The organism is Methyloceanibacter stevinii, assembly GCF_001723355.1.
GTDB classification, from domain to species: domain Bacteria; phylum Pseudomonadota; class Alphaproteobacteria; order Rhizobiales; family Methyloligellaceae; genus Methyloceanibacter; species Methyloceanibacter stevinii.
Genome location: NZ_LPWE01000003.1, coordinates 12,710 through 36,741, shown reverse-complemented (window position 1 = coordinate 36,741; position 24,032 = coordinate 12,710). Strand labels below are relative to the sequence as shown.

The 24,032-nt window shown below is 63.6% G+C and carries 24 protein-coding genes and 3 pseudogenes; 13 read left to right on the top strand and 14 right to left on the bottom strand.

Features of this window, described 5'->3' with window-relative positions; translation table 11 throughout:
* Positions 1-40: 40 nt before the first annotated feature.
* The gene (locus AUC70_RS01785) at positions 41-538 is read right to left on the bottom strand and encodes a type III secretion system chaperone family protein (protein ID WP_069443325.1); all 498 of its coding nucleotides are present in this window, start codon (positions 536-538) and stop codon (positions 41-43) included.
* A 192-nt stretch (positions 539-730) separates the two neighbouring features.
* Complete coding sequence (locus AUC70_RS01780; RefSeq protein WP_069443324.1) at positions 731-994, bottom strand: accessory factor UbiK family protein; 264 nt, start codon at positions 992-994, stop codon at positions 731-733.
* Positions 995-1,209: 215 nt separating this feature from the next.
* On the opposite strand from AUC70_RS01780, the pseudogene lgt reads away from it, so the two are divergent.
* The 6 genes and pseudogenes from lgt (at position 1,210) to AUC70_RS01750 (ending at position 6,282) form a co-directional block, all read left to right on the top strand.
* Positions 1,210-2,034: pseudogene (gene lgt, locus AUC70_RS01775) on the top strand (prolipoprotein diacylglyceryl transferase).
* An 11-nt stretch (positions 2,035-2,045) separates the two neighbouring features.
* The gene (locus AUC70_RS01770) at positions 2,046-3,173 is read left to right on the top strand and encodes a class I SAM-dependent methyltransferase (protein ID WP_244505456.1); all 1,128 of its coding nucleotides are present in this window, start codon (positions 2,046-2,048) and stop codon (positions 3,171-3,173) included.
* An 18-nt stretch (positions 3,174-3,191) separates the two neighbouring features.
* A complete protein-coding gene (gene pgeF, locus AUC70_RS01765; protein WP_069443322.1) occupies positions 3,192-3,977 on the top strand; it encodes a peptidoglycan editing factor PgeF in 786 nt (261 codons plus the stop codon).
* A 208-nt stretch (positions 3,978-4,185) separates the two neighbouring features.
* The gene (locus AUC70_RS01760) at positions 4,186-4,953 is read left to right on the top strand and encodes a hypothetical protein (protein ID WP_141701892.1); all 768 of its coding nucleotides are present in this window, start codon (positions 4,186-4,188) and stop codon (positions 4,951-4,953) included.
* Positions 4,950-5,186, top strand: a complete 237-nt coding sequence (locus AUC70_RS01755) for a hypothetical protein (RefSeq protein ID WP_069443320.1) — start codon at positions 4,950-4,952, stop codon at positions 5,184-5,186. The genes AUC70_RS01760 and AUC70_RS01755 overlap by 4 nt, the downstream gene beginning before the upstream one ends.
* Before the next feature lie 166 nt (positions 5,187-5,352).
* Positions 5,353-6,282, top strand: coding sequence for a ribose-phosphate pyrophosphokinase (locus tag AUC70_RS01750; RefSeq protein ID WP_069443319.1), 930 nt, complete (start codon positions 5,353-5,355; stop codon positions 6,280-6,282).
* Between the two features lie 18 nt (positions 6,283-6,300).
* Here the strand turns inward: AUC70_RS01750 and AUC70_RS01745 are convergent, their stop codons facing one another.
* The gene (locus AUC70_RS01745; RefSeq protein ID WP_069443318.1) at positions 6,301-7,485 is read right to left on the bottom strand and encodes a thioredoxin domain-containing protein; all 1,185 of its coding nucleotides are present in this window, start codon (positions 7,483-7,485) and stop codon (positions 6,301-6,303) included.
* 214 nt (positions 7,486-7,699) lie between these two features.
* On the opposite strand from AUC70_RS01745, the gene AUC70_RS01740 reads away from it, so the two are divergent.
* Positions 7,700-8,134 carry a GlcG/HbpS family heme-binding protein gene (locus AUC70_RS01740; protein ID WP_069443317.1) on the top strand — a complete coding sequence of 145 codons (435 nt, stop codon included), beginning with the start codon at positions 7,700-7,702 and terminating at the stop codon, positions 8,132-8,134.
* A gap of 4 nt (positions 8,135-8,138) precedes the next feature.
* On the opposite strand, the gene AUC70_RS01735 is transcribed toward AUC70_RS01740, so the two are convergent.
* The gene (locus AUC70_RS01735; RefSeq protein ID WP_141701891.1) at positions 8,139-9,374 is read right to left on the bottom strand and encodes an alpha-hydroxy acid oxidase; all 1,236 of its coding nucleotides are present in this window, start codon (positions 9,372-9,374) and stop codon (positions 8,139-8,141) included.
* Positions 9,375-9,565: 191 nt separating this feature from the next.
* Here AUC70_RS01735 and AUC70_RS01730 point away from each other — a divergent pair, with 191 nt between their 5' ends.
* The 4 genes from AUC70_RS01730 to ychF all read left to right on the top strand — a co-directional run bounded on the left by AUC70_RS01730 (position 9,566) and on the right by ychF (position 13,196).
* Entirely contained in the window at positions 9,566-10,594 is a 1,029-nt protein-coding gene (locus AUC70_RS01730; RefSeq protein ID WP_069443316.1) for a 2-dehydropantoate 2-reductase, read from the top strand.
* Positions 10,595-10,749: 155 nt separating this feature from the next.
* A complete protein-coding gene (locus AUC70_RS01725; RefSeq protein WP_069443315.1) occupies positions 10,750-11,388 on the top strand; it encodes a 50S ribosomal protein L25/general stress protein Ctc in 639 nt (212 codons plus the stop codon).
* Between the two features lie 50 nt (positions 11,389-11,438).
* On the top strand, positions 11,439-12,053 hold the full coding sequence (gene pth / locus AUC70_RS01720) for an aminoacyl-tRNA hydrolase (protein WP_069443314.1): 615 nt from the start codon (positions 11,439-11,441) through the stop codon (positions 12,051-12,053).
* Between the two features lie 45 nt (positions 12,054-12,098).
* Positions 12,099-13,196 carry a redox-regulated ATPase YchF gene (gene ychF / locus AUC70_RS01715; protein WP_069443313.1) on the top strand — a complete coding sequence of 366 codons (1,098 nt, stop codon included), beginning with the start codon at positions 12,099-12,101 and terminating at the stop codon, positions 13,194-13,196.
* On the opposite strand, the gene AUC70_RS01710 is transcribed toward ychF, so the two are convergent.
* From AUC70_RS01710 to AUC70_RS01700, 4 genes and pseudogenes are all read right to left on the bottom strand, one after another.
* Positions 13,193-13,933, bottom strand: a complete 741-nt coding sequence (locus AUC70_RS01710; RefSeq protein WP_069443312.1) for a DUF502 domain-containing protein — start codon at positions 13,931-13,933, stop codon at positions 13,193-13,195. The genes ychF and AUC70_RS01710 overlap by 4 nt on opposite strands.
* A 131-nt stretch (positions 13,934-14,064) precedes the next feature.
* Positions 14,065-14,205, bottom strand: coding sequence for a hypothetical protein (locus AUC70_RS17690; RefSeq protein WP_244505455.1), 141 nt, complete (start codon positions 14,203-14,205; stop codon positions 14,065-14,067).
* A gap of 86 nt (positions 14,206-14,291) precedes the next feature.
* A pseudogene (locus AUC70_RS15950) lies at positions 14,292-15,083 on the bottom strand (methyl-accepting chemotaxis protein); the annotation flags it as partial.
* A 369-nt stretch (positions 15,084-15,452) separates the two neighbouring features.
* A pseudogene (locus AUC70_RS01700) lies at positions 15,453-17,496 on the bottom strand (bifunctional aldolase/short-chain dehydrogenase).
* Between the two features lie 198 nt (positions 17,497-17,694).
* Between AUC70_RS01700 and AUC70_RS01695 the strand changes: the two are divergent.
* Together AUC70_RS01695 and AUC70_RS17330 are read left to right on the top strand one after the other, a co-directional pair.
* A complete protein-coding gene (locus AUC70_RS01695; protein WP_069443310.1) occupies positions 17,695-17,931 on the top strand; it encodes a hypothetical protein in 237 nt (78 codons plus the stop codon).
* Between the two features lie 195 nt (positions 17,932-18,126).
* Positions 18,127-18,447 carry a hypothetical protein gene (locus tag AUC70_RS17330; protein ID WP_083241156.1) on the top strand — a complete coding sequence of 107 codons (321 nt, stop codon included), beginning with the start codon at positions 18,127-18,129 and terminating at the stop codon, positions 18,445-18,447.
* A gap of 82 nt (positions 18,448-18,529) precedes the next feature.
* Here AUC70_RS17330 and AUC70_RS01690 read toward each other — a convergent pair whose 3' ends face one another.
* The 6 genes from AUC70_RS01690 to AUC70_RS01670 form a co-directional block, all read right to left on the bottom strand.
* Positions 18,530-19,810, bottom strand: a complete 1,281-nt coding sequence (locus tag AUC70_RS01690) for an MgtC/SapB family protein (protein ID WP_069443309.1) — start codon at positions 19,808-19,810, stop codon at positions 18,530-18,532.
* Between the two features lie 21 nt (positions 19,811-19,831).
* On the bottom strand, positions 19,832-20,950 hold the full coding sequence (mtnA, locus tag AUC70_RS01685) for an S-methyl-5-thioribose-1-phosphate isomerase (RefSeq protein WP_069443308.1): 1,119 nt from the start codon (positions 20,948-20,950) through the stop codon (positions 19,832-19,834).
* Between the two features lie 55 nt (positions 20,951-21,005).
* Complete coding sequence (locus AUC70_RS01680; protein WP_069443307.1) at positions 21,006-21,551, bottom strand: adenine phosphoribosyltransferase; 546 nt, start codon at positions 21,549-21,551, stop codon at positions 21,006-21,008.
* An 18-nt stretch (positions 21,552-21,569) separates the two neighbouring features.
* Positions 21,570-22,436, bottom strand: a complete 867-nt coding sequence (locus tag AUC70_RS15940) for a DUF4365 domain-containing protein (protein ID WP_158007327.1) — start codon at positions 22,434-22,436, stop codon at positions 21,570-21,572.
* A 69-nt stretch (positions 22,437-22,505) separates the two neighbouring features.
* The gene (locus AUC70_RS01675) at positions 22,506-23,381 is read right to left on the bottom strand and encodes an S-methyl-5'-thioadenosine phosphorylase (protein ID WP_069443306.1); all 876 of its coding nucleotides are present in this window, start codon (positions 23,379-23,381) and stop codon (positions 22,506-22,508) included.
* 73 nt (positions 23,382-23,454) lie between these two features.
* Complete coding sequence (locus AUC70_RS01670) at positions 23,455-24,024, bottom strand: hypothetical protein (RefSeq protein ID WP_069443305.1); 570 nt, start codon at positions 24,022-24,024, stop codon at positions 23,455-23,457.
* Positions 24,025-24,032 lie beyond the last annotated feature (8 nt).

Genomic DNA, 24,032 nt, shown 5'->3' with positions numbered 1-24,032 from the left:
CCGGTCACGCCCAAAGCCGATCGTGGCTGACTGTTTCCTGCTAAGCGGTTCCTTGCGTCTCCAGCATCGTGGCCGCAAGCGCCTCTTCGGCGCTCTTCCCAGCCCACAGCACGAACTGGAAACTCTGGTAGTAGCGCTCGCAGGCTTCGAGCGCCGCGGTCAGCAGGCCCTCGCATTGCCCGACATGGGTCTTGGCCCCCGCCAGCAACAATCCGTTGCGGTACAGCAGCATGCCGTCCTGCCGCCACAGATCGAAGTGCCCCAGCCAAAGCTGCTCATTGATATTGGCCATGAGCCGATAGACCTCCGGGAGCCGCGCGTGCGTCGCCCGGAAATCGAAGGCGCACGCGAGATGCAGCGCTTCCAGATCTTCTCGCCAATTCAGCGAGACATGGTAGTCGCACCAGGACCCGGCGACTGTCAGGGACAGCTCGTCGGGGGTGCTGCGTTCGAAACTCCAGTCGCGGATGGTGGCGATCTGCTCCACCATGTCCACGGGGTTTTTGAAGTGGTCGTAAGTCGCTTCCATAGAAGCCATGCGTATCCTCTCGGCCCGCGTTGAGGGGGTCCGCGCACAAGAAACAGCAACCGCGAATCAGTAGATGAATCAGTTATATCCCGGCGAGTCCGCGCACAAAACGGCACCTGAGTCGCCCAGCGTCGAATTGCTGTGGATGGAGCAAGAAATCTGTGGATGAATCGGAGACTCGACTCGACTCTCCGCCAAGCGCTATCCCGGGTTATCCACAGCTAGCTTGGACTCAAGCACGGCGATACGGGCTTTCAGGGTCTCGTTTTCTTCGCGCGCCTTTTGCGCCATGGCTTTGACCGCCTCGAACTCCTCACGCTGCACCACGTCGAGTTCATTCAAGATTCGTTCGGCCTGGCCGCGCATCACTCCCTCGACCTCCTGCCGCACGCCGTCGGCGGCGCCGACCGCGTCGGTCAAAAGCTTACCCAACTCGTCAAACAAGCGACCGCTGGTCTGCGTCATGGCACGCAACCTCCGAAAATGTGATGCGAGACCCGCGCTTAAGCCGGATCCTCGCTTAGCGAAACTGTCATTTGCGCGGACTATTGCGTAGCGCGTTGGCTGAGGCAAGCGGACCGGCGCGGGTCCGCGGCGGCAATTCGTCGGGGCCAAAGGGCGCGCTTGACAGGGGTGGGCCTGCAGCCGAGGGTCGCCACGACTAATCTACCCGAGGCACCATGCAGCTTTTCGTCATCCCCTTCCCCGTCGTCGATCCCGTGCCTTCTCGGTCGGACCCGTTTCGGTCCGATGGTACGGCTTGGCCTATCTCGCGGGCATCCTCGCGGGCTGGCTCTACGGGCGCCGGATCGTCTCCCGCGCGATCTGTGGAACGGCAATCCGCCCATGACGGTGCGCCAGGCGGACGACTTCCTGCTCTGGATCACGCTCGGCATCGTGGTAGGCGGACGCTCGGCTTCGTCCTGTTCTATGAGCCCAGCTACTTCTGGCAGAACCCGACGCAAATACCGGCCATCTGGAACGGTGGCATGTCCTTCCATGGCGGACTGCTCGGCGTCGTGACCGCCGTCTATCTCTTCGCCAGGGCCCAAGGGATCAACCCGCTCTCGCTCGGCGACATCGCCTCGGCGGCCACCCCCTTCGGCTTGTTCTTCGGGCGCATCGCCAATTTCATCAATTCGGAAGTCTATGGGCGCCCGACTGATGTGTCCTGGGCCATGGTCTTTCCAGGCGTGGACGATCTGCCCCGGCACCCGAGCCAGCTCTACGAGGCCGCGCTCGAAGGCGTCGTCCTATTCATCATCCTGCGGATCGCCACACACTATTATAAGGAGCTGAACCGGCCCGGCACCGTGTTCGGCCTGTTTCTCATCTTCTATGGGATATTCCGCTCCGTCATCGAGGAGGTCGCGCGCGAACCGCATCCGGGACATCCTCTCGACATCGGAATTCTCACACCGGGCATGGCCTATTCGATTCCGATGTTTCTCATCGGGGTCTGGCTTATCTGGCGCGCCCGGCGGAAGGCGGCCCTCGCGGCCTGACGGACGGCACCATGGCGCCGACGCGAACACCGACCAGCATGGAGAGCACGCTGCTCAGCGTGCGCCTGAAAGCGCAAATTGCGCGGATCGGTCCGATCAGCGTGGAGCGCTACATGGATGTGTGCCTCGCCGACGCGACGGCCGGCTACTATCCCTCGAAGCAACCGATCGGGGCTGCCGGCGACTTCATCACGGCGCCCGAAGTCAGCCAGCTGTTCGGCGAACTGCTGGGACTATGGGCCTACGCCGTCTGGCAATCGATGGGCTCGCCACACCCGGTGATCCTCGCCGAACTCGGACCGGGACGCGGCACGCTGATGGCCGACGCGATACGCGCCTTGCGGCGCCTGCCGGGCTTCATGGACAGCGTGCATGTCGCCCTCGTCGAGACCAGTCCGCCGCTCCGCCGCGCCCAGGAAGAAGCCCTCGCCGGTTCCGGAGTCGAGATTTCGTGGCACGATACCATCGAGACCGTGCCGGCCGGCCCGCTGATCGTGCTCGCCAACGAGTTCATCGACGCACTGCCGGTCCGGCAGCTCATTTGGCGGGACGGCGAGTGGCGCGAACGCTGCGTGCGGATCGCCGCCAATGGCGGATTCGAGTTTTGCGACGGCCCTGCCCTCCCCGTCGAGGGCTTGCGCCGGAACGCCGAGTTGCAGCAATGGCCCGACGGGTCGATCCTCGAGGTCAGGACCGCGGCCAACGCCGTGGTCGCCGCCCTTGCGGCCAAGGCCGAGGTTGCCCCGCTCGCCGCGCTGATCGTCGACTACGGCCACGAGGCGACCGAATGCGGCGACACGCTCCAGGCCATCTCCCGGCACAAATTCGTCGATCCCCTCGAAGCGCCGGGCGCCGTGGACCTCACGGCCCATGTGGATTTCGGCGCATTGAAGGATGCGGTGCGTGGCGCAGGTCTCGCCGCCTATGGTCCCAAACTGCAACGCGCACTCCTGTTGGAGCTCGGCCTGGAAGCCCGGCTCGAACGCCTGTGCCGGGATGCAACCCCGGAGCAGCGTGAGGCACTCTTGGCGGGGGCGGAGCGTCTGGTCGACCCTGCGGCTATGGGCGTGCTTTTCAAAGCGCTCGCGATCACGAGTAATGACCTCCCGGCGCCCCCTGCTTTCGAAAACACTGCATGAGACGTTGAACACACTCCAATGATCACCGACGACAAACTCAGAATTCAGGCCCGCACTCTCGCCGAGATCGACGGCATCGACCACGGGTTCTTCACGCGGCTCGGCGGCGTGTCGGAAGGCCTCTATGAATCCTTGAATTGCGGCGTGGGCTCGAACGACGCACCGGACGCCGTCACGGAGAACCGGACGCGCGCCGCCAGACTACTGGGCGCGACGCCAGACAAACTCGCGACCGTCTATCAGAAGCACACCAACGTCGCCGCCGTGGCCGACGAGACCTGGACGCCCGATACCCGCCCCGAAGCCGACGCGGTGGTCACCGCCACACCGGGTATCGTCGTCGGGATTGTCACGGCGGACTGCGCTCCGGTGCTTCTATGCGACCCTGAAGCGCGCGTCGTCGGCGCGGCCCATGCGGGCTGGCGCGGCGCCTTCACCGGGATCGCCGAGGCCACGGTCGAGGCCATGACAGGGCTCGGCGCCGCACCGGAACGGATTGTCGCGGCGATCGGCCCTGCCATCAGCCAGGGAGCCTATGAGGTGGGCGAGGATTACAAGGCCCGCTTCCTCGAGACCGAGCCCGATGCCGAGGCCTTCTTCGCCAATGACGAAGGCACCGGGGAGCCGCATTTCGACCTGCCCGCCTATGTCGCCGACCGGCTGGACCGGGCCGGCGTTAGCAATATCTACGATCTTGGGATTTGCACCTATTACGACGAAACCCGCCTATACAGCTATCGCCGGTCGCAACATCACGGCGAGGCAGATTATGGCCGCCAAATTTCCGCCATCGTGCTTACCTGATTAGGATTCACCATAGACTGATCCGTCGGCTCCGGGACGGGCGGGGCGTCTGGACGCCCTCGGGGCCTGCCAAGTATGGTTGGCCGGAATTATCAACCTGGCCGGCTTGAGACGTTGGCCCCGCCAAAAGAACACTGGTTGGAAACGACGTTGGGAGCGCACGCGCGCAGCGCGCAAGACCGTGTGCAGCCAACGAGGGAGCGAGCGGTTGGCCGCTAAGCGATACAGAACGACACACGCCCTGGGCTTCGTCCTGACGGCCGCCGCGCTGCTCGCGGCCGCGCTGTCTCTGACAGGCTGCGGCGGCGGTTCGGGCATGGGCAATATCATGCAGGGCGCCGGCGGCTTGTTCGCCGGCTCCCCGAAGATCGCCATGGGCCCCGTCGTCGGTCCGCCCAAGAACGTGACAAGCCAGTTGACGCAGGCCCTTCAGACCGCCGGGGCCGATCGCAATCTCACCATCCTCCCCAGCGGTTCCGCCGAAGCGGAATACACGCTTCGGGGCTATCTCCTGACGGCCGCCGAAGGCAGCCGCTCCAGGATCTCTTATGTGTGGGACGTGGACGACGCGGCGGGCAAGCGCGTTACCCGGGTCTCAGGCGAGGAGGTCGTGTCCGGGGGATCCAGCTCCAATCCCTGGCGCGGGTTGAACTCCACGGCCATGGCCAACATCGCCAACAGCACGGCCTCGCAATTGGCTGCCAACCTGCCGGGGGGACGTGGGGGCGGTGCTGCGAAGCCCACCGCCAGTTCCTCCTCTTCGCCCTCTTCCTCCTCCTTTACGGGCCGCACCGCGGCGGCGACCGGAGCCGCAGTCGCCACGGGGGCAGCTGCCGCGTCCAACTCCCGCACGGCTTCCGCCCCGAAACCCTCGGGCGTCAAAATCGGGTCCGTCTCGGCGCCCCGGGCGATGGAAGCCGCAGCCTGGCGTCGGCCCTTCAGAAGAAGCTGCGCAGCTCCGGGGTCAAAGTCGTGACCCGGGGCTCGAACGTCTACACGGTCAACGGCACGGTGAAGCTGACCACCGCTGGGCTTTCGAAGGAAAAAATCCGCATCGATTGGCGCGTTCTGGAGCCGAGCGGCACGGTCAAGGGCACTGTGACCCAGGAGAACGTCATCCCGAAAGGCTCGCTGAACGGTCCGTGGGGCTCGATTGCCGACGCCGCGGCCGGCGCCGCCGTGCCCGGCATCAAGAAGCTGGTTCAATGACGCCCATGGGTCTCCGGCGCCCCTGCCGGCCGGCCCGCGACCATAACAACTGGGCATGGATAACTTCGAACGTTTACAGAGGTGCCACACGCTTGTTAAAAGCGGCCCGGGTGTGTCGGAGGCCCTCGGCTGACTTCACATTGGCTGGGTTTCGGGGAACAAGAGCATGAAACTGGTTGCAGGCAACAGCAACCGCCCTCTCGCTGAGGCAATCTCCAACTATCTCGATACGCCACTTGCGCGCTGCGTTGTCCGACGGTTTGCGGACAAGGAGATATTCGTCGAAGTCCAGGAGAACGTCCGGGGCGAGGATGTCTTCATCATCCAGTCGACCTCGCGCCCGGCCAACGATCACCTCATGGAACTCCTGATCCTGTGCGATGCGCTGAAGCGCGCGTCCGCGCGGCGCATCACGGCGGTCATCCCCTATTTCGGCTACGCGCGGCAGGACCGGAAACCGGGCCCCGGACGCATCTCCGCGAAGCTCGTCGCGAACATGATCGTTCGCGCCGGCGCCGACCGGGTTCTGACGCTCGACCTTCACGCGGGCCAGATCCAGGGTTTCTTCGACATTCCGACCGACAATTTGTTCGCCGCGCCCGTGCTGGTCGGTGACATCAAGGAGGTCATGGGGAACGATGACCTCATGGTGGTCTCGCCGGATGTCGGCGGCGTGGTTCGCGCCCGCGGCCTTGCGAAGCGCATCGATGCGCCGCTCGCCATTGTCGACAGCGCCGCGAACGGCCCGGCGGAGTCCGAAGTGATGAATGTCATCGGCGATGTATCCGGACGCAGCTGCATCCTGATGGACGACATCGTCGATTCGGGTGGCACACTGGTGAACGCGGCCGAAGCGCTTCTGAAACAGGGAGCCAAGCAGGTCACCGGCTACATCACCCACGGCGTCCTGTCCGGCGGCGCCATCGCCCGCGTCATGGCCTCGCAGTTGAAGGAGCTGGTGATCACCGATTCGATCATGCCCAGCGACTCGGTGATCAACGCGCACAACATCCGCGTCCTATCGATCGCCCCACTGCTCGGCGAAGCAATCGCGCGCACGGCGGAAGAGAAGTCGGTCTCCAGCCTCTTCTACTAGGCGTCTCTGACAGGCGCCCTAGCGCATCAGCATCCATACACCGAGGCCGATCAGAACCAGGCCGCCGGCGAACCGGCTGAACACCGCATAGCGCGTGTCGACGAAGCTCTGCACGGCGAAAGCCGCCAAGCCGAAGATGATCAAATCGTCGAGCATGAAGAAGACGACGTAGAGCGCGATATAGGCGTAGTAGCCGAACGTGGAGACGTCGCTCAACGCAAGCACGTGCGTGAAGATGGCCGGCAGCGCGGCCGAGCAGACAAACTCGATGGCATTGACCGCGAATGCCAGCCCGACGATCAGCACCAGACTGACGATACCGACAGGGGCCGCCACGACATCGCGGATGCGCGACATGGTCCGCTGCCGCTGCTCGACGTCACCGACCTCGCATTCGATTACGCCGCGCGTCCATGCCAGCTCATAGAGATGGCTGATGCCGAACCCGATGGCGAGGAGCGCGACGAACTCGGTGAGCGGCCGCACATAGCCCACCACGAGGAATACGTTGAGCCAGGCGGTCATCAGCAGGAAATAAAGAATGCCCGAGGTGAGTACGAAGGTCCCTACCAGCCACCAGATCTTCGCGCGGTCCCGCAGTCCCGCGATCAGCGAGATCAAGTAGATCAACACCCACATGGCACATGGGTTGAAGCCGTCGGCCAACCCCATGATCACCGCCAAGCCGGCCAGCGAATACCGGTCGGGATCGATCGTGCCGAAAACGGGCAGATCGATAGGGCCGGCCGCCTGCGGAGTCTCGCGCTCCGCCCCGCGCATCATCGCCAGCAATTCCACCCCCGTCGTCTCGGGCCGGTCGAAGCCGAGCATGTGCTGGTCGCCGAAAATGAAAAGAGGGACGCCGAGCTCCTGTTCGGAAAGGCCATAGTCCCGGGCCACCGCACGGAACAACCGTTCGTTCGCCGGTGTTGAAACGTCATGAATGTCGACGTCGATCTCAGGATGATCCCGGAGGAACGCGCGCGCGTCATGGCAATGTGGGCAGTCCGGATGCACGAAGATGTGGAGCCGCCCATCGTCCCGCCAAGCCAGGACGTCACCGGATGCAGGCTCTTCCCCCAGCCGCAGCTGCATCAACGCGAAGATGCCGAGCAGCAGAATCGCGAGCGCGATACGTACCCGTGCGGGCGTCGCGCTTTGGCTGATCTTTGAGGGAAAGGGTTGAGGCGAGTCGTTCGTCATACGGGAACTTGAACTTCAATAAAGGCCAGAAGTGGAATCGCCACGTGCCGCAAGGACGTAGCGTCCTACGTCTTGAGCATCTGGCACCCTGGTCAATCGCGTGACATGCTAACCGCCTACCGTCAGGGGCCAAACGCCTCACACGAGCGGCTGACACAAGAATCCCCAGGCTTGCCGATGGACGCAACCTGACCCACCGAGGAGGAGATGAGGAATGCACGTCAATCTCGAGAATGCCGAACAAGTCATCGAAGCAGCCCGCAAGAAGGCCATCGAACTGGACACGCAGATGTGCATTGCCGTGGTCGACTCCGGCGCCAATCTGAAGGCCTTCATGCGCATGGACGACGCTTGGGTCGGCTCCATCGACATTGCCATCAAGAAAGCGACGACCGCCTGCTTCTTCGGCATGGCGACCGGCGCTCTGGGCCAGCTCTCGCAACCCGGCAAGCCCCTCTACGGGATCGAGCACTCCAACGACGGGCTGATTACCTTTCCGGGCGGCCTGCCGATCGTCGACGAGGACGGCGTCCTAGTCGGCGCGATCGGCGTGAGCGGCAGCACGGTCGACAACGATCATGAAGTCGCGGCCGCAGGTGTCGCCGTTCTCGGCGTGTCCGAGATGCCGGCGCATCCCTGGCGCACCTGACCCCTCAAGGGCCGAAAACCAGATTCTCGGGCAAGGCGTTGACGTCGGCCGTTCCGGTCAGCGTCATCGCCTCGTCGAGTTCCTGCGCAACCAGGTACAGCGCGGCCGCCACGCCGCGCTCGCCATAGGGCGCGAGACCGTAGATGTAAGCCCGTCCCAAGAGGCAGCCATCCGCGCCGCGCCCGAGCGACTTCAGCACGTCGAAGCCGGAACGGACGCCACTGTCCAGGACCACCTCCACCGAATCTCCAACAGCATCGCGCACCCGCGGCAGCATCTCTATCGAGCTCGCGGCACTGTCGAGCTGCCGCCCGCCGTGGTTCGACACCACTACGCTGTCCGCGCCGAGATCGGCGGCAATCTTCGCATCCTCGGGGTCGAGAACCCCTTTCACGATCAGCTTGCCGGACCAGTTGTTCCGCAGCCATTCGAGATCGTCCCGGGTGACCGCTCCCTTGAACCGCGGCTCGGCCCAGGCGGAGACTGAGGGGAGGTCCTGCCCATCCGGGCAGTAGGCCGCGAGGTTGCCGAGCGACGGCTTGTTGCGCAGATAGCGCCAGACCCATCTGGGCCGGCGCACGATGTCCAACAACTGCCAAATCCGCAAATTCAACGGAATGCTCACACCGTTATCGAGATCGCGGTTGCGGCGTCCCTGCACGGCCGTGTCGACATTGACCATCAGCGCCGGGCAATTGGCTTGCTCCGCCCGCTGCAATAGCGATGCATTGATCTCGCGATCTTTCATCAAATAGAGCTGGAACACGAATGGCGTCTCGACGGCGGCGGCGACCTCCTCGATCGAGCACGAGGCCAACGAACTCAGGCAATAGGGCACGCCGAAGGCCGAGGCCGCGCGCGCGGCGTGAACTTCCCCTTGCGGATGAAATGCGCCGCCCATGCCGATCGGGGCCAGAGCGACAGGCATCGACGCGACCTGCCCGAATAGCGTGGTGCGCGTGGTCCGGATGACGGGATGGTCGAACACGCGCTGGCGAAGGCGCACAGCATCGAAGTCCGCCCGGTTCCGCCGCATGGTGATTTCGTCATGGGACCCGCCCTCGAGAAAATCGAAGACTATCGCGGGGAGATGCCGCTTGGCCTTGTCGCGAAGATCGTGTGGATGATTGGCCAAGTTTGATGGCCGGATCATTGCGCCCCCGCGCGGGTTCTCCCTGTCGGCACCGGTCACCCCTTTCGCGGGCACACCGGAAATAAGACCGTCGAACTCTTCATACATGACGTGCGCAGTCCCCGTTTTGCGCAGATCGGCAGCCTTCGGCTGCGCCCATTCGTGCAACACCCATCCCAAGCCAGGTAGATTACTATAGCCTGCCCGAGGCCGTACCGTCGAATTCCGGGCCCATCCATAAAGCGGCCATCACACCAGGATATGGGCTCATTTCCTTCCATCGGGCCGGGCCGGCTTTCATGACCGAAACGAACGACCTTCCCATCACGGTTGCCGGTGCCGGCAGCGTGGGCTGCTATGTCGGCGCGCGTCTCGCCGCAGCCGGGCGGAACGTCACGTTGCTGACCCGGCCCGCGCTCGCCGCCGAGATTTCCCGGCACGGTCTCCATTGCTCCGACTTGGAGGGGCACGACATCGACCTCAGCCCGGATCGGCTCACGCTCAGCACGGCACCGTCCGAGGCCCTCGCGGGCGCGAAGCTCATCCTCGTCGCCGTCAAGTCCCACGATACCGAAGCGATGGCCGCCCTGATCGCGGAGCACGCCGGCGATGATGCCGTCGCCGTGAGCCTGCAGAACGGCGTCTCCAACGCGGGCATTCTGCGGGAGCACCTCGGATCCGAGCGCGTGGTCGACGCGATGGTCCCATTCAATGTGGTTCAGAACCGGCCGGCCGATGCCCCGCCGCGCTTTCACCGCGCGAGCGGCGGGGTGATCCAGGTCGAGACGACGACGACAGGGCTGCGGTCCGTGCTCGACGTTCAACACATGCCGGTCGCCGAGCGAGACGACATCGAAGCGGTGTTGTGGGGCAAACTGCTGGTCAATCTGAACAACGGGCTCAATGCCCTATCGGGCCTGCCGATCGTCGAGCAGTTCGGCGACAGGCGTTGGCGGGCGCTCGTGGCCCGGCAGCTCGGCGAGGGCCTGGCGGTCCTGAATGCCGCCGGGATCCGGTACGCACCCTATGAAGGCGTGCCGCAGCGGGTCTTGGCGCTGGCCCTGCGACTCCCTGACGCCCTGTTCCGGGTCGCCGCCAAGCGGATGCTCTCCATGGACAAGAACGCCCGCTCGTCCATGTGGGAAGACCTGCAGGCCGGCCGGCACACCGAAATCGACTATCTCCAAGGGGAAATCATCCGGCTGGCGGATCAGGTCGGGCATCCCACCCCGCTGAACCGGCGGGTCCTGGCGCTCGTCAAAGAGGCCGAAACGGCCAAGAAGGGGTCGCCGGGCCTCCCGCCGGAGGCGGTCTCGGGCCCGCTTTAGGGCCGAAAAACAGCGCCGATAGGCGATTGTCTTCTTAGGTGTCCTTAGGCTATAAGCCTCTCAAATTCCGTCGCGGCGACCACGATCAGAGCGCCGCGCCCGATTCTGGGGGCCGGTTTCCGGCCCCTCACTATTTCAGACGTTCGGAGGATCAAATGGCTGAGGCGATCGAGCTCAAGGCGTGGTCGCGAGGGCGCACCGGAACCGGTGGCGCGCGCGCAATTCGCCGTGAAGGGCGCATTCCCGGCATCGTTTACGGCGGCAGCGACGAGCCGCTCAACATCGCTCTGGAGACGAAGGAAGTTTCCAAGCAGATTCAAACCGGTCACTTCCAGAGCACGGTTTACATGCTCGACATGGACGGCACGAAGATCCGGGCCATCCCGCGCGACGTGCAGGTCGACCCGGTCCGCGACTTCCCGATCCACGTGGATTTCCTGCGGCTCGCGAAGAACGCCGAGATCGACGTGGACGTGCCGGTGCACTTCCTCAACGAAGGCGCGTCCCCGGGCCTGAAGCGTGGCGGCGTGCTCAACGTGGTGCGCCACGAAATTTCTCTGCGCTGCCCGGCCGACAAAATTCCCGAAGCGATCGAGATCGATCTGGCGGGAATGGAGATCGGCGACTCCATCCACATCTCGGCCGTGACGCTGCCTGAGGGCGCTGTCCCCACGATCACCGACCGCGACTTCACCGTCGCGACCATCGCGGGCCGCGGTGGCGACGATGCGGGCGAGGAGGAAGAAGGCGCCGAAGAGGAACCGACGGAAGAAGCCGAGGAGACGAAGGAGTAGTCTTCTCCTTCGTCTGACGGGCCGTTCGGGCCGCGAGACGGGACGACGCGATGAAGCTCTTTGTCGGCCTCGGCAATCCGGGGGCGCAATACGCCTTCAACCGTCACAATGTCGGCTTCATGGCTGTGGACGTCATGGCCGCCGCACATGGATTCGCCGCTTGGCGCAAGCGCTTCCAGGGGTTGACCTGCGAAGGGCGGCTGGGCGGCGAACAGGTTCTTCTCCTCAAGCCGCAGACCTTCATGAACGAGTCGGGGCGCTCGGTGGGAGAAGCCGCGCGCTTCTACAAGATTCCCGTCAGCGATGTGGTCGCCTTCCACGACGAGTTGGATCTGGCGCCCGGCAAGGTGCGCGTGAAGATCGGCGGCGGTGTCGCCGGCCACAACGGGCTCAAGTCGCTCACGGCGCACCTGGGCAACGAGTATATGCGCGTGCGGATCGGTATCGGTCACCCCGGCCACCGCGAACGTGTCATCGGTCACGTCATGCGCGACTTCGCCAAGGCGGATATGGAGTGGCTCGAGCCGGTGCTTGCGGCGATGTCGGACGCGGCCCCCATCCTTGCCAAAGGCGAGAAGGACAAGTTTCAGACCCAGGTCGCCCATGAGACGCGGGACCTCATGCGGAACGACACCGGAAACGAAACGCAAGGCGAAACGGACTAGCCCGGAAAAGACGACGGGACGGCGCGACAGGAGCCAGAGCAGGATATGGGATTCAAATGCGGCATCGTGGGACTGCCGAATGTCGGCAAGTCCACCCTCTTCAACGCTCTCACCGAGAGCGCCGCGGCGCAGGCTGCCAACTACCCGTTCTGTACAATCGAGCCGAACGTGGGCGACGTGCCGGTCCCCGATCCGCGCCTCTCCAAGCTTTCGGAGATCGCAGGCTCCGCTCAGACCATCCCGACCCGCCTGACCTTCGTCGACATCGCCGGTCTCGTCCGCGGTGCCTCCCAAGGTGAAGGCTTGGGGAACCAGTTCCTCGCCCATATCCGCGAGGTCGACGCCATCGCCTATGTGCTGCGCTGCTTCGAGGATTCCGATGTGGTTCACGTCGACGGCAAGGTGGACCCCCTCGCCGATGCGGAAACCATCGAGACGGAATTGATGCTGGCCGATCTCGAGAGCCTCGAGCGGCGCGTGCCCGCGCTCGAAAAGAAGATTCGCGGCCAGGACAAGGAAGCCAAGGAGACCTTGGCGCTGTTGGAACGGGCCCTGGTCGTGCTGCGCGAAGGCAGGCCCGCGCGCTACGCCGCCGTGGATCACGAAGACCGCAAAGCATTCCATTCGCTCGGACTCTTGACCTCGAAGCCCGTTCTTTATGTCTGCAACGTGGACGAGGCCTCGGCCGGAAACGGCAATGCGCTCTCGGAAGCGGTCTTGGCCCGCGCCACCAAGGAAGATGTCGGCTGCGTCGTGATCTCGGCCAAGATCGAATCCGAGCTGGTGGAGCTCGACGCCGAAGAGCGACGGTCCTATCTCGCCGATCTGGGCCTCGAGGAACCGGGCCTCAACCGGCTGATCCAGGAAGGCTACAAGCTGCTCGACCTCCTCACCTATTTCACGGTGGGGCCTAAGGAAGCGCGCGCCTGGACTATCGAGCGCGGCACTCGCGCCCCGCAAGCGGCGGGCGTGATCCACACCGATTTCGAGAAGGGATTCATCCGGGCAGAGACGATCGCCTACAACGACTATGTCGATCTCGGCGGCGAGGCCGGCGCGCGCGATGCGGGCAAGCTACGCCTCGAAGGCAAGGAGTATGTGGTGAAGGACGGCGACGTCCTGCACTTCCGCTTCGCGAACTAGGCCTTGCTCGCGTCCTGCGCCTTGGTCTTTGCGGGGCGCTTGGGCTGCGCGGCCTTCGTGGCCCCGGCAGCCGCTTCCGCGGTCTCGCCGTCCAAGATCACGCCCTCCGGCGGAATGCCCTTGGGCGGGGTCACGCCCATGGACAGGTAGACATTCACGAGCCTCTCGACGCCGCCGTCGGCCGGCTTGACCCACTCTTGAGGCACGTAGACGAGCGCCCCGCCGAAGGGCACCGGCGCAAACGGCACCAGCACGGGCAAATAGGTTCTCTCCCCGATGATCACCGGCTCATGCGAGGGCATAAGAGCGAGAGTGGCGGCGCTGCCCTCTCCGCCAAAGAAGCACCAGACGGGGCTCATGCCTTTCAAACTGTCCTCGCCGTCGCCCCGGTCCATCATCGAGACGAAGCGCTTGGAGATGTCGTAGACATTCGAAACCAGCGGAATGCGCATCATGAACCAGTCGAAACTGTTGGAGATCCAGTTTCGCAGGCCCGATTCCACCGCGAGGCCCAGCAGGAAGATCAGCGCCAGAATGATGCCGAGCCCGATGAAATAGGCCACATGCGACGAGCCCGACAGGTTCAGCCCAAGATGGGTGATGAGATTGCCGAGGAAACTTCCAGGCCCCGCATAGGTGGCCACCAACGATCCCAGCCACGCGGTGACCAGGATCGTGACCATGATCGGCAGCAGCGCGAGGGCGCCGGATAGGAAAACTCGGAAGATGCGGCCCACGGGGAAACCTCCACTTTGAAACCGGACGCTAGCCCATCCGGGACATCAGGGCCAAACGCAAAAGCCGCCGGGACAAAAAGCCCCGGCGGCCCTACGCGGTACTGGAAACTGTGTGCTGCGCCGCGCGGGCGTCAGCTGGCGTTTTTCAGCGCATCGGCGGCCGCAACGCGGCGCAGGAAGTTTTCGACCGTGTGACGGAGCTGCTCGCCATGACGCGAGAGATCCTTGCTGACCTGCAGCATCTGCGCCGCGGACTGGTTCGTCTCATCCACGGCCTTGGTGCGTCCGGCATATGCGAGGCCACATCCTCGGTGCCGCGCGCCGCCTGACGGACGCTGTGGGAAATCTCGGAGGTCGCCGCCGATTGCTGCTGCACGGCCCCGGCGATCTCTTGCGTGTTCTGGTTCACGTCGCCCATCGTGGTCACGATGGATTGCATGGCCTCGACCGCGCTGTGGGTTGAAGAGCGGATCGCATCGATCTGTTTCTTGATGTCGTCGGTCGCCTTGGCCGTCTGATCGGCCAGCGTCTTGACCTCGCCCGCGACGACGGCAAACCCGCGTCCGGCCTCACCGGCACGCGCCGCCTCGATCGTGCGTTCAGCGCCAGGAGATTGGACTGCGCGGCAACATCCTGGATGAGATCGACAACGTCGCCGATCCGCTCCGCCGCTTCGGTAAGGCTCTGAACCTTGTGGTTGGCCATGCGCGCGTTCTCGGTCACCTGGTCGACGATCTTGCTGGCGGTGGAAACACGCGTGCCGATATCGCTGAAGGAGACGGCCAGTTCCTCGGCCGTTGCCGCCACGGACTGGACATTCGCCGAGGCCTCGTCGGACGCCGAAGCCACGACGGTGACGCGGTCGTTCGTGTCGATGGCAACGCTCGACAGGAGCCGTGCGGTATCGTCCATCTGCCGTGCGCTGTCGGCGAACGCGCCGAGCAAGCCGGCGATGGAGCCGCGAAACTGGTGGATGAGTTCTTCGGTCCGCCGCTGCGAGGCAAGGCGCCCCTCGATCTGGCTGTCCTGCTCGCTCTGGTGGGATTCGCTCCAACTTGTGGCATCGGCCTGAAACGTTTTGAGCGCATTGGCCATGACGCCGATCTCGTCGCGGCGCCCTGTATGGAGAACCTCGCCGGCCGTGTCCCACTTGGTTAGACGCTCGATGACGGCATGGAGATCCCGAAGCGCTCGCGAAAGCGATCGCCCGCACAAATAACCGGCGCCGGCGCCCAGTATCGTAGCGACGAACAGCGCGAGCAGTATGGCTCCGCCGACACCGGGGACGACCATCTGCAAGGTGATCGTCACGATGACGGCGACCAAGGCCGTGGCGCCGAAGTAAAGAGAAAATTTCTTGCTGAGATCCATTTGAAAGCTCAAATCCACTACCGCCAAATAAGCCGATCGCGTGCGACCGGGTCCCACCCGCGCAGGATTGCCCCGACACACCCCGTGGTGATCGCAGCTTCGACTGTTGTGGTTAATAGTCCCTTTAGGGGGTACAGAGATTTTTTGGCTAGCGCAGCGCCGCCGCGATGTTGCCGCCGTCCACGGTCTCCACATGGCCGGTCGTCTTGCGCGCTTTGGCAAGGGCCAGGAACGCCTGGGCGACATCGTCGGCCGTCACCTCGGCGTGGAGCAGATTGCCGGCCATATAGTCCGTCTCCGTGACGCCTCTCGCCTTCGACCGCGTGGCAATCATCTCGTCCGTCAGAAGCCCGCTTCTGATCCGGTCCGCGTTGACGCCGTTCGAGCGAATGCCGTCCGCGCCGTAGTCCAGCGCATACTGGCGCATCAGCAGCATGGTGGCCGCCTTGGGCAGCCCGTAGGGACCGAAATTCTGTCCCGGATTGACGGCCTGCTTGGAGATGTTGAACAGAAGCGCACCGCCCGTGCCCTGCTTCTGCATGATGGCCACCGCCTCGCGCGCCACGGTCTGGTGCGCGAAGAAGTTCAGCTCGAAGCTCTTGCGCAGGACCTCGTCGGGAACATCGCCGATGCGTCCCTGCCAGGCTGCACCCGCATTCGACACGAGGATATCGACCCCGCCAAAGCGCGCGCAGACAGCCTCGAAGGCGCGGGCCACATCGTCCGGCTTTGTCACGTCGCAAGCGATGCCGATACCCTTGACGGCGCGCGCGGCCTCGGCGGCAGCGTCGCCATCCACATCGAGGACGGCAACCGCGGCCCCGTCGCCGGCGAGCGCCTTGGCCGTCGCCGTGCCGATCGCACCGGCGCCCGTCACCACGGCCACCTGGCCCGTGAGCGGCTTGACCACTTGTTTGGCGAGCTTGGCCTGCTCCAGGCTCCAATATTCGAGGGCGAACAGATCGCTCTCGGGCAGCGGCTCGTAACGGCCGATGGCCTCGGCGTCGGTGATGACTCGAACCGTGTTCTCGGCGAGATCCCCGGCGATAGCCGCGTCCTTCGCCGACCGGCCGAGCCCGAACAGACCGACCCCCGGCACGAGGATGACGCGTGGCATGGGATCGAGCTTGGTCTTGGTCCCGCCGGCGGCCTCATTCTCCCGCGCGAAATACAGGTCGTACTCCGCCACGTAAGTCTCGACTGCCGCCTCAACGAACTGGGTAAACGCGTCGAGTTTTCCGGACTCGGGCGCCGGCACGACAAGCGGCTTATTCTTGGTCCGAATGATGTGGTCGGGCGTCACCACGCCGCGCTGACTGTAGGAGGTGAGTTCGGCTCCGTTTACGTAGTCGAGGACGGCGGGGCTGGACCGCAACTCGGCGATGAAACGCGTCGGCTCTTGCCCCGGACGGTGGATGGCGCACGCGCCGCGCAGGATCGGCGCGATCTCCGCGGCGCTCGCCGGCGCCGCTGGAAGATGCGCGCCCTGGAACACGACGGGCCGGCCTTGGCGCAGGCGGCTCTCCGCAAGCGAGACCATCTCGATCATGCGCTCATAGGCGTCCTGCGCCGTGTCGCCGAACGTGAAGATCCCGTGCTTGTGCAGGATCATCCCTTCCACATCGGGCTTCTCGTCGAAGACATCGGCAGCCGCTTTGGCAAGGTCGAAGCCGGGCGCGATGTAGGGGACGATCCCCATGCGCCCGTTATAGACCTCGCGGGCCAAAGCCACGCCGTCGGGCTGATCGACCAGCGACAGGACCGCCGCCGCATGGGCGTGGTCCACGAATTTGTGCGGCAGGAAAGCGTGCAGCAGCGTTTCGACGGACGGGTTGGGCGCGGAGGCATTCAGAAGGTTGAGCCGCTGGGTGTTGACCATGGCCTCGTCGGAGAGTGCATCGAGCGCGCGCATCTCCCGCAAGGGACCGAGCTTCACGGTGGGAAGTCCCCAAGGCTCGATTTCCGCCATGTCGGCGCCGGAGCCCTTCACCGCGATGACGTCGTGCTCCTGGCCGAGATCGTCGACCGCGCGGGTCTCACGGACGTGTTGCCACCGCCATGCAGAACCAGCAGCGGGTCGCGGCCGATCAGGCGGGTCGTGTAGACGCGAAGAGCGATGTCCTCGTTGACGCCGTCGGCGCATAGACCTCGACCGCGCGCTTCGCTTCGTCGTCATTCCATTGGCTCTTCATGGCGCGGGTTGTGGCAAGTTTCCGCCATCCCGGCAAGACGAGAACTCAAATTTCCCGCCCCCCGGCCCATGCCCTGGCCGAAAAGGATCGGGTGGACGCGAGAATCCTCATTTTCGCCCCAGGACGATACGGATTCGAAACAAATTCGGCTGGATAATCAGACCATAAGGGGCGCTTAGGGATGAGGGAGACATCGTCGTGGGGAGATTCCTGGACGCATACAAGCCGGAGCGGCACTACATGCGCGGGCCTGGGCCGAAATGGCACGCCAAGCATTCTGCCTCGCTCTTGACGGCCGCCAGTGCTCAGCCCGCCGGAAACCATGGTGCGGCGCTGAAAGAGCTTCGGGCGGCAGAGTTCCAATTGCTGGGCTGGATGGCGCCAATGGCCGCCGCGGTCACGCTTGGCTTCATGGCCGTGATGGTGCTGGCATAGCCCGAAACCGGCCTGAGCGACGCAGGTTTTGCGATGGGTTTCCGCGCGCGCGGACTCGCGCCCGGACGCGTCTGAGACAGCCCCGCAATTTCAAAAGATTCGTGAAATTCAACGCTTTGGGCTTCCCTTTTGGGCGATGGAGGCCCACCCTATAGGTCTACGAGGAAGGGTCACAAAGATCGCGAGGTATATCTCATGCGCTCAGTTCTCTTCACGACCCTAGCGGGGCTTCTCGCCATATTCATTGTGGCCAGCCCCAAACCCGCATCGGCTACGCCAGCCGCTGCGGTACTGAAATACAGCCCAGCGACGGCATCGGAAGTGGTGCCGGTCCGGCGGTGGTATAAGCGGCGGTACTATTACCGGCGTCCCTACTACCGGCCTTACCGATATTCCCGGCGGCCCTACTATCGGCCTTATCGCTATTACGGCCGTCCCTATTACGGACCCCGCTACCCCTACTATGGCCGGCGCTATTGGCGCGGGCCCCGTGTCGGCGTCTATGTGGGTATCTAGAAGGCCCGCCGCATAGGATTGTGGTTTCGAAGAAACGCGGTGCCCTTTAAGGCGCCGCGTTTTTTGCTGTCCACGCCGGCGGTCACATCAGCAGCACGCTCGCAAGACCGGCGATCAGCATCGCGAAGATCGCCAAGAGAAGCGGCTTGCCGAGCGCGACGCCGCCGAGCACGAAGGCGATCCCGCATTTGACCGCCGTGTTGACCAAGGACGCGATGACGATGGCGATCACGGCCACATGTGCACTTCCCGTCTTGGCGAGCTCCGCCATCGAAAGAGTGATCGCATCCACGTCCGTCAGCCCCGCGAGCGCCGCCACAGCGTAAACGCCGCTGTCGGAGAAATTCTCCTGCGCGATCTTGACCGCGACCAGCACCACCGCAAAGAACGCCGCGAACTTCACCGCCGACGTGACGCTGAAAGGGTTGGTCACGCGCAAGTCTTCCCGCGCGCTAACGTCCTTTCCATTCCGATGCCGGCGCAGATAGATGAGGCCTGCGCCCCCCGCCGCCACCAAGGCCATCGCCGCGAACGGTACGAAGATCGGCCCGAGGAGCGCGCGGTTGACGACCGCCACCACCACGAGAACGCGCACGAACATGACCGCCCACGCCACCAATATCCCGCTGGCGAAGGCCATTGTATTGGCGGGGTTGGTCCGCGCCTCGCGGGCGAACGATACGGTCACCGCGGTGGACGCCACGAGGCCGCCGGCAAACCCGGTCAGTAGCGCGCCCTTTCCGGGACCGAGCCAGCGTGTCATTGCGTAGCCGACCAGCGACAGGCCGGAGATCAGGATGACCAGGAGCCAGAGCTCGTACGGGTTGAGCGCGCCCCAAGGATCGATCGGCTTATCGGGGAGGAGCGGCAAGGCGATAAAGGTCGCGATCAGCAGCTGCAGTCCGGAATAGACATCGTCCCAGCCGAGCTGCTTCACGAACCCATGCATCGGATCCTTATAGGCAAGGACCGCTGTGGTGATGACGGCCAACGCGATGGCGATTTCGGTACCGCCCAGCATGTCGATCGCCCCGAGCACGAAGACGATGACGGCAGCCACCTCGGTGGTAAGGCCCACGGCCTCCTGCTGCCCGCGCGTCGTCGCGATGTAGCCTGCCACCACGAAGGCGCCCGTGATCAGAAGACCCGCCGCCACGATCCAATAGGAGTCGAAGACCCGGGCGAGCCAGGCCGTGCAGGCGCCCAGGAGTGCGAACAGGATGAAGGTCCGCAAGCCCGCCGTCTGCTCGGTCTTCGATTTGCGCTCGCGGCGATGCTTCTCGCGTTCGATACCGACAAGGGCACCGAGCAGCACGGCGATCCCGAAATGGATCGCGTCGGCCATGAGATCGTGCGGCTCCATCTTCGCCCTCCTCGCGGCGGACTACCGGCCCTCAACGGGCCACGTCGACGGCGCCTCCTGCCTCGAATATAATAGAGACAGCCCCTCACGCGAGGCCGGCGTCACGCCGCGCTCGGTGATGAAGCCCGTGACGAGCCGCGCCGGAGTGACGTCGAAGGCGTAGTTGGCGGCGGACGACCCCGGCGGTGCGATCGCGACAGTCGCCACCTCGCCATCGGGCAATTGCCCGGTCATGTGGGTGACCTCGCTGGCGTCGCGCTGCTCGATGGGAATCTCGCGTCCGTCGTCGAGCGTCCAGTCGATGGTCGAGTGCGGCAGGGCGACGAAGAACTGAACGCCATTGTCCTTGGCAGCGAGCGCCTTCAGGTAAGTTCCGATCTTGTTGGCGACGTCGCCATTGGCCGTGGTGCGGTCCGTGCCCACGATGCACAGATCCACGAGACCCGCCTGCATCAGATGGCCGCCGGTGTTGTCGGCGACGATCGTGTGCGGCACTCCATGCGCGCCCAGCTCGAACGCCGTCAGGGACGCGCCTTGATTGCGCGGCCGGGTCTCGTCGACCCAGACATGGACGGAAATTCCCTTGTCGAAAGCCTGGTAGATCGGCGCGAGCGCCGTTCCCCAATCCACGGTGGCAAGCCAGCCGGCGTTGCAATGGGTGAGGATGTTGACCGTCTTGCCCTTCTTGCGTTCGGCGTGAGCCTCGATCAGCCCCATCCCATGCTCGCCGATCTTACGGCAGGTCTCGACATCCTGGTCGCAGATCTCCGCCGCCCGAGCGAACGCACCGGCAACGCGGGCCGCCTCCGGCATTGGCTGAAGCTCGGCCACCATTTCATCGAGCGCCCAGCGCAGATTCACGGCCGTCGGCCGTGTGGCGGCCAGCACGTCGCAGGCTTTAGCAAGACCCGCATCGGAGGCATCCTCCCGCATGGCCAGCGCGACGCCATAGGCTGCCGTCGCACCGATCAACGGCGCGCCGCGCACTTGCATGCTGGAGATGGCGAGGGCAGCGTCCTCGAGCGTGCGTAGCGTGACGATCTCAAGCGCAAAAGGAAGCTTGGTCTGGTCGATGATCTCCGCGGAGATGCCATCGCTGCCGAGCCAGATGGTGCGATACGGTTTGCCGTCGATATTCATGGAACCGCCTTAGCACACCTGCCGAAGTCCGTAGAGCCCCAAGTGGTTCTTGGCCTTAGTCGCCCTCGAACGCCATCAGCGTGTGGCACGGCACGCCAAGCTCGGTGAGGCGTGCACTGCCGCCGAGATCCGGCAGATCGATGACGAACGCGGCGCCGACGACTTCGGCCTTGAGCTGACGCAGCAGTTCCACGGCCGCGACGGCTGTTCCGCCCGTGGCGATCAGATCGTCCACCAGCAGCACCGGTTCGCCGGGGCTCAGCGCGTCTTCATGGATCTCGATGACATCGACACCGTATTCGAGTTCGTATTCCTGACCGATCGCCTTGGCCGGCAGCTTGCCCTTCTTGCGGATGGGCACGAAGCCGCAATGCATGCGATCCGCCGCGGCCCCGCCCAGAATGAACCCGCGCGCCTCGATGCCCGCGACGGACTCGACCCGCTGATCCTGGAACGGCGCCACCAGCTGCTCGACGGACGCCCGGAAGCCGGACGGGTGACCAAACAGCGTGGTCACGTCGCGAAACATGATGCCGGGCTTCGGGTAATCCGGGATCGTCCGCACAAGGGACTTGATGTCGATTTCGGTGGATGCAGTCATTCGTAGTCTCTCCTTAGGTCAGCCCGTGACCGTTGATGTTTTTTTGTGACGCAACTCTCTTCGGGCGAAATCAACCATCTCCGCGACAATATCTTTAAATATTTCATCTCTAGTTACGACGACATCAACCGTATTTACCAAAGACCAAGCCAGAGCATAAGGTATATCCCGCGAGCCATCTCGCTCAAAAACATGATTTATTATCCTAGCTGCCCAGAAAAGACTGCTCTTAGGAAGTTTTTTCTTGATACTTCGGCACATAACAACGGAATTTTCTACAATATTGTACAGATTCTCCTCTATGAACACCTTACTTGGGGCAAATCCGTCATCCACATTCGACAGAACCCCATAATCTGTAAGCAGCCTGCATGCCACATTTACGGACGCTTGCTTCGCCGCAAGAACATCCGGTCTATGTTTATTTTTCGCATAACCTCTATTATCCTCAATAAAAGAAGATAATTTTCTGAGCGTTGATTCGTAGTATACTTCTCTAGACAGAAATTTCAGCCTATTTATGGCTGACGTATCAAGTGTTTTCATTATTTTTATTGGCAATGAGTAAGCTTTTTTATCAAGATCAGCAAACTGAGAGGGCTCTTGGTGCTCATTTACCCAATAATATAGCGCCTCTTGAGATTCCATCACAAAGCATACTGCGATGAATATTTCTGACGAAAACTGCCAAATAAATAGATCTTCTCTTTTTAAAGTGATTCTCCGAGCCCGCTTCGATGAAACAGATTTAACTTGGACATAAACTCTACACTTTTCGACTGCGCCCTCCGATACGGGCTGAAGAGATAGGTCCTCTCCGTAGTCAGAATAAATTCGATTTACTATCCAGCCCTCTTCGAGGAAGACCTTCTCGATGAAGTTCACCCCGATGTCACCGGTCTGATGGCTTTTTGGTCTCATAACTCAGAACATTGCTGAGTTCTCTTCCAGCGATCAACTCCCCAGCACACGCCCGGCGACCGCATCGAGCTTCTTTAGGAGCTCCGGGTCGCGCGCTTCTGGCGCCGTGATGATGGCGGTGTCGAGCGCACGATCGGAGCCGGCGGGACAAGACTCGTGCTCGCGCGGGAAGTCGCGGGCGAGCCGGCCCACGAGGCGCGCGGCCTTCTCCGCGTTGGCCGTGAGCACGCGGATGATGTCCTGCACCGTGACCGCGTCGTGGTCCGGATGCCAGCAATCGAAATCGGTGACCATGGCCACGGTCGCGTAGCAGAGCTCCGCCTCGCGGGCGAGCTTCGCCTCGGGCAGGTTCGTCATGCCGACCACCGAATAGCCCAGCCCCTTGTAGGTGAGGCTCTCGGCCAGCGTGGAGAACTGGGGACCCTCCATGCACACATAGGTGCCGTCGCGCACGAACGGGATGGACTCGGCCTCGGCCGCTTCGGCGATGCGCATGCGAAGCCGCGGTGAGGTGGGATGGGCCATGGACACATGGGCGACGCAGCCCGTGCCGAAAAACGATGTGGCGCGGTTGTGGGTGCGGTCCACGAACTGGTCGACGATCACGAATGTGCCCGGCGGCAGATCCTCCTTGTAGGAGCCGCAGGCCGACAGGGAAATGAGGTCGGTGACCCCTGCCCGCTTCATGACGTCGATATTCGCACGATAGTTGATGTCGGTGGGCGACAGGCGGTGCCCCTTGTCGTGACGGGGCAGGAAGACGATCGGCAGGCCGCCGATGTCGCCGAACCGGAGCGCGCCCGACGGATCTCCCCAAGGGCTCTCGATGCGCTCCTCACGCACGTTCTCAAGTCCCGGCAGGTCATAGAGACCCGACCCGCCGATAATGCCGAGCACTGCTTTTGTCATACGTCCCTCTCGGTGAATGAAGATGCGGCGGTGTTTTGCCCTGCCCCCTGCCCTACCCTGGGTCCGGCCAAACTCAGTCGCCTACATGCATGTAGACCAAGGCCCAGACATGGCTGCCGCGATTGTCTTTTCCGACTGTTTCGCCCTCTTTGCGCGTGTTCATGAGCCAGAGCGGCCCCTGCCCGTTCAGGCCGAGGGGCTTCCCGTCGGCCTCGAGCGCGAGAATATAGTCCGATCCGTCTATGTCTTCAGGCAAGAGATAGCCGCTGTACCCGTCCGTCGCGACGAAGCGCGTCTTGACCTTGGCGGCTTCGATCTCGACCAGGACGTCTTGCAGAAACGGCCCCTTGAAGACCGCCTCGCTTCCGAGCTCCGGGGTTAGAGCCGTGACCGTCCCTTGCGGCAGCGCGAGCAGCATCTTCCGGTCGAAGGCAAACGCGTTCTTGAAATCGACCTTCAGCTTGGCCAGCGCGCTGTCGCGGTTCTCATCGAACGCCCTGCGATTGGTCTTGCCCACCAGTCCGCCGACGGTGAGCAGCACCATGCCGTCGGGCGCGGGCTCACCACCGTTCTCGCCGTCGTCTTGAGCGACGGCCGCGAAGCTGACGAGCGCGATCCAGAAAAAGACGAGCGCCCGCAGCATCGATCGCG

Bases quoted from the DNA above. Each gene is read 5' to 3' on its own strand.
- AUC70_RS01680 (WP_069443307.1), bottom strand. From the start codon at position 21,551: ATGACTGCATCCACCGAAATCGACATCAAGTCCCTTGTGCGGACGATC.
- AUC70_RS01735 (WP_141701891.1), bottom strand. From the start codon at position 9,374: ATGTATGAAGAGTTCGACGGTCTTATTTCCGGTGTGCCCGCGAAAGGG.
- AUC70_RS01690 (WP_069443309.1), bottom strand. From the start codon at position 19,810: ATGGAGCCGCACGATCTCATGGCCGACGCGATCCATTTCGGGATCGCC.
- AUC70_RS17330 (WP_083241156.1), top strand. From the start codon at position 18,127: ATGCGCTCAGTTCTCTTCACGACCCTAGCGGGGCTTCTCGCCATATTC.
- pth (WP_069443314.1), top strand. From the start codon at position 11,439: ATGAAGCTCTTTGTCGGCCTCGGCAATCCGGGGGCGCAATACGCCTTC.
- AUC70_RS01675 (WP_069443306.1), bottom strand. From the start codon at position 23,381: ATGACAAAAGCAGTGCTCGGCATTATCGGCGGGTCGGGTCTCTATGAC.
- mtnA (WP_069443308.1), bottom strand. From the start codon at position 20,950: ATGAATATCGACGGCAAACCGTATCGCACCATCTGGCTCGGCAGCGAT.
- AUC70_RS01750 (WP_069443319.1), top strand. From the start codon at position 5,353: ATGAAACTGGTTGCAGGCAACAGCAACCGCCCTCTCGCTGAGGCAATC.
- AUC70_RS01670 (WP_069443305.1), bottom strand. From the start codon at position 24,024: ATGCTGCGGGCGCTCGTCTTTTTCTGGATCGCGCTCGTCAGCTTCGCG.
- AUC70_RS01745 (WP_069443318.1), bottom strand. From the start codon at position 7,485: ATGACGAACGACTCGCCTCAACCCTTTCCCTCAAAGATCAGCCAAAGC.
- AUC70_RS01725 (WP_069443315.1), top strand. From the start codon at position 10,750: ATGGCTGAGGCGATCGAGCTCAAGGCGTGGTCGCGAGGGCGCACCGGA.
- AUC70_RS01730 (WP_069443316.1), top strand. From the start codon at position 9,566: ATGACCGAAACGAACGACCTTCCCATCACGGTTGCCGGTGCCGGCAGC.
- AUC70_RS01740 (WP_069443317.1), top strand. From the start codon at position 7,700: ATGCACGTCAATCTCGAGAATGCCGAACAAGTCATCGAAGCAGCCCGC.
- AUC70_RS01770 (WP_244505456.1), top strand. From the start codon at position 2,046: ATGGCGCCGACGCGAACACCGACCAGCATGGAGAGCACGCTGCTCAGC.
- AUC70_RS01780 (WP_069443324.1), bottom strand. From the start codon at position 994: ATGACGCAGACCAGCGGTCGCTTGTTTGACGAGTTGGGTAAGCTTTTG.
- ychF (WP_069443313.1), top strand. From the start codon at position 12,099: ATGGGATTCAAATGCGGCATCGTGGGACTGCCGAATGTCGGCAAGTCC.
- AUC70_RS01785 (WP_069443325.1), bottom strand. From the start codon at position 538: ATGGCTTCTATGGAAGCGACTTACGACCACTTCAAAAACCCCGTGGAC.
- pgeF (WP_069443322.1), top strand. From the start codon at position 3,192: ATGATCACCGACGACAAACTCAGAATTCAGGCCCGCACTCTCGCCGAG.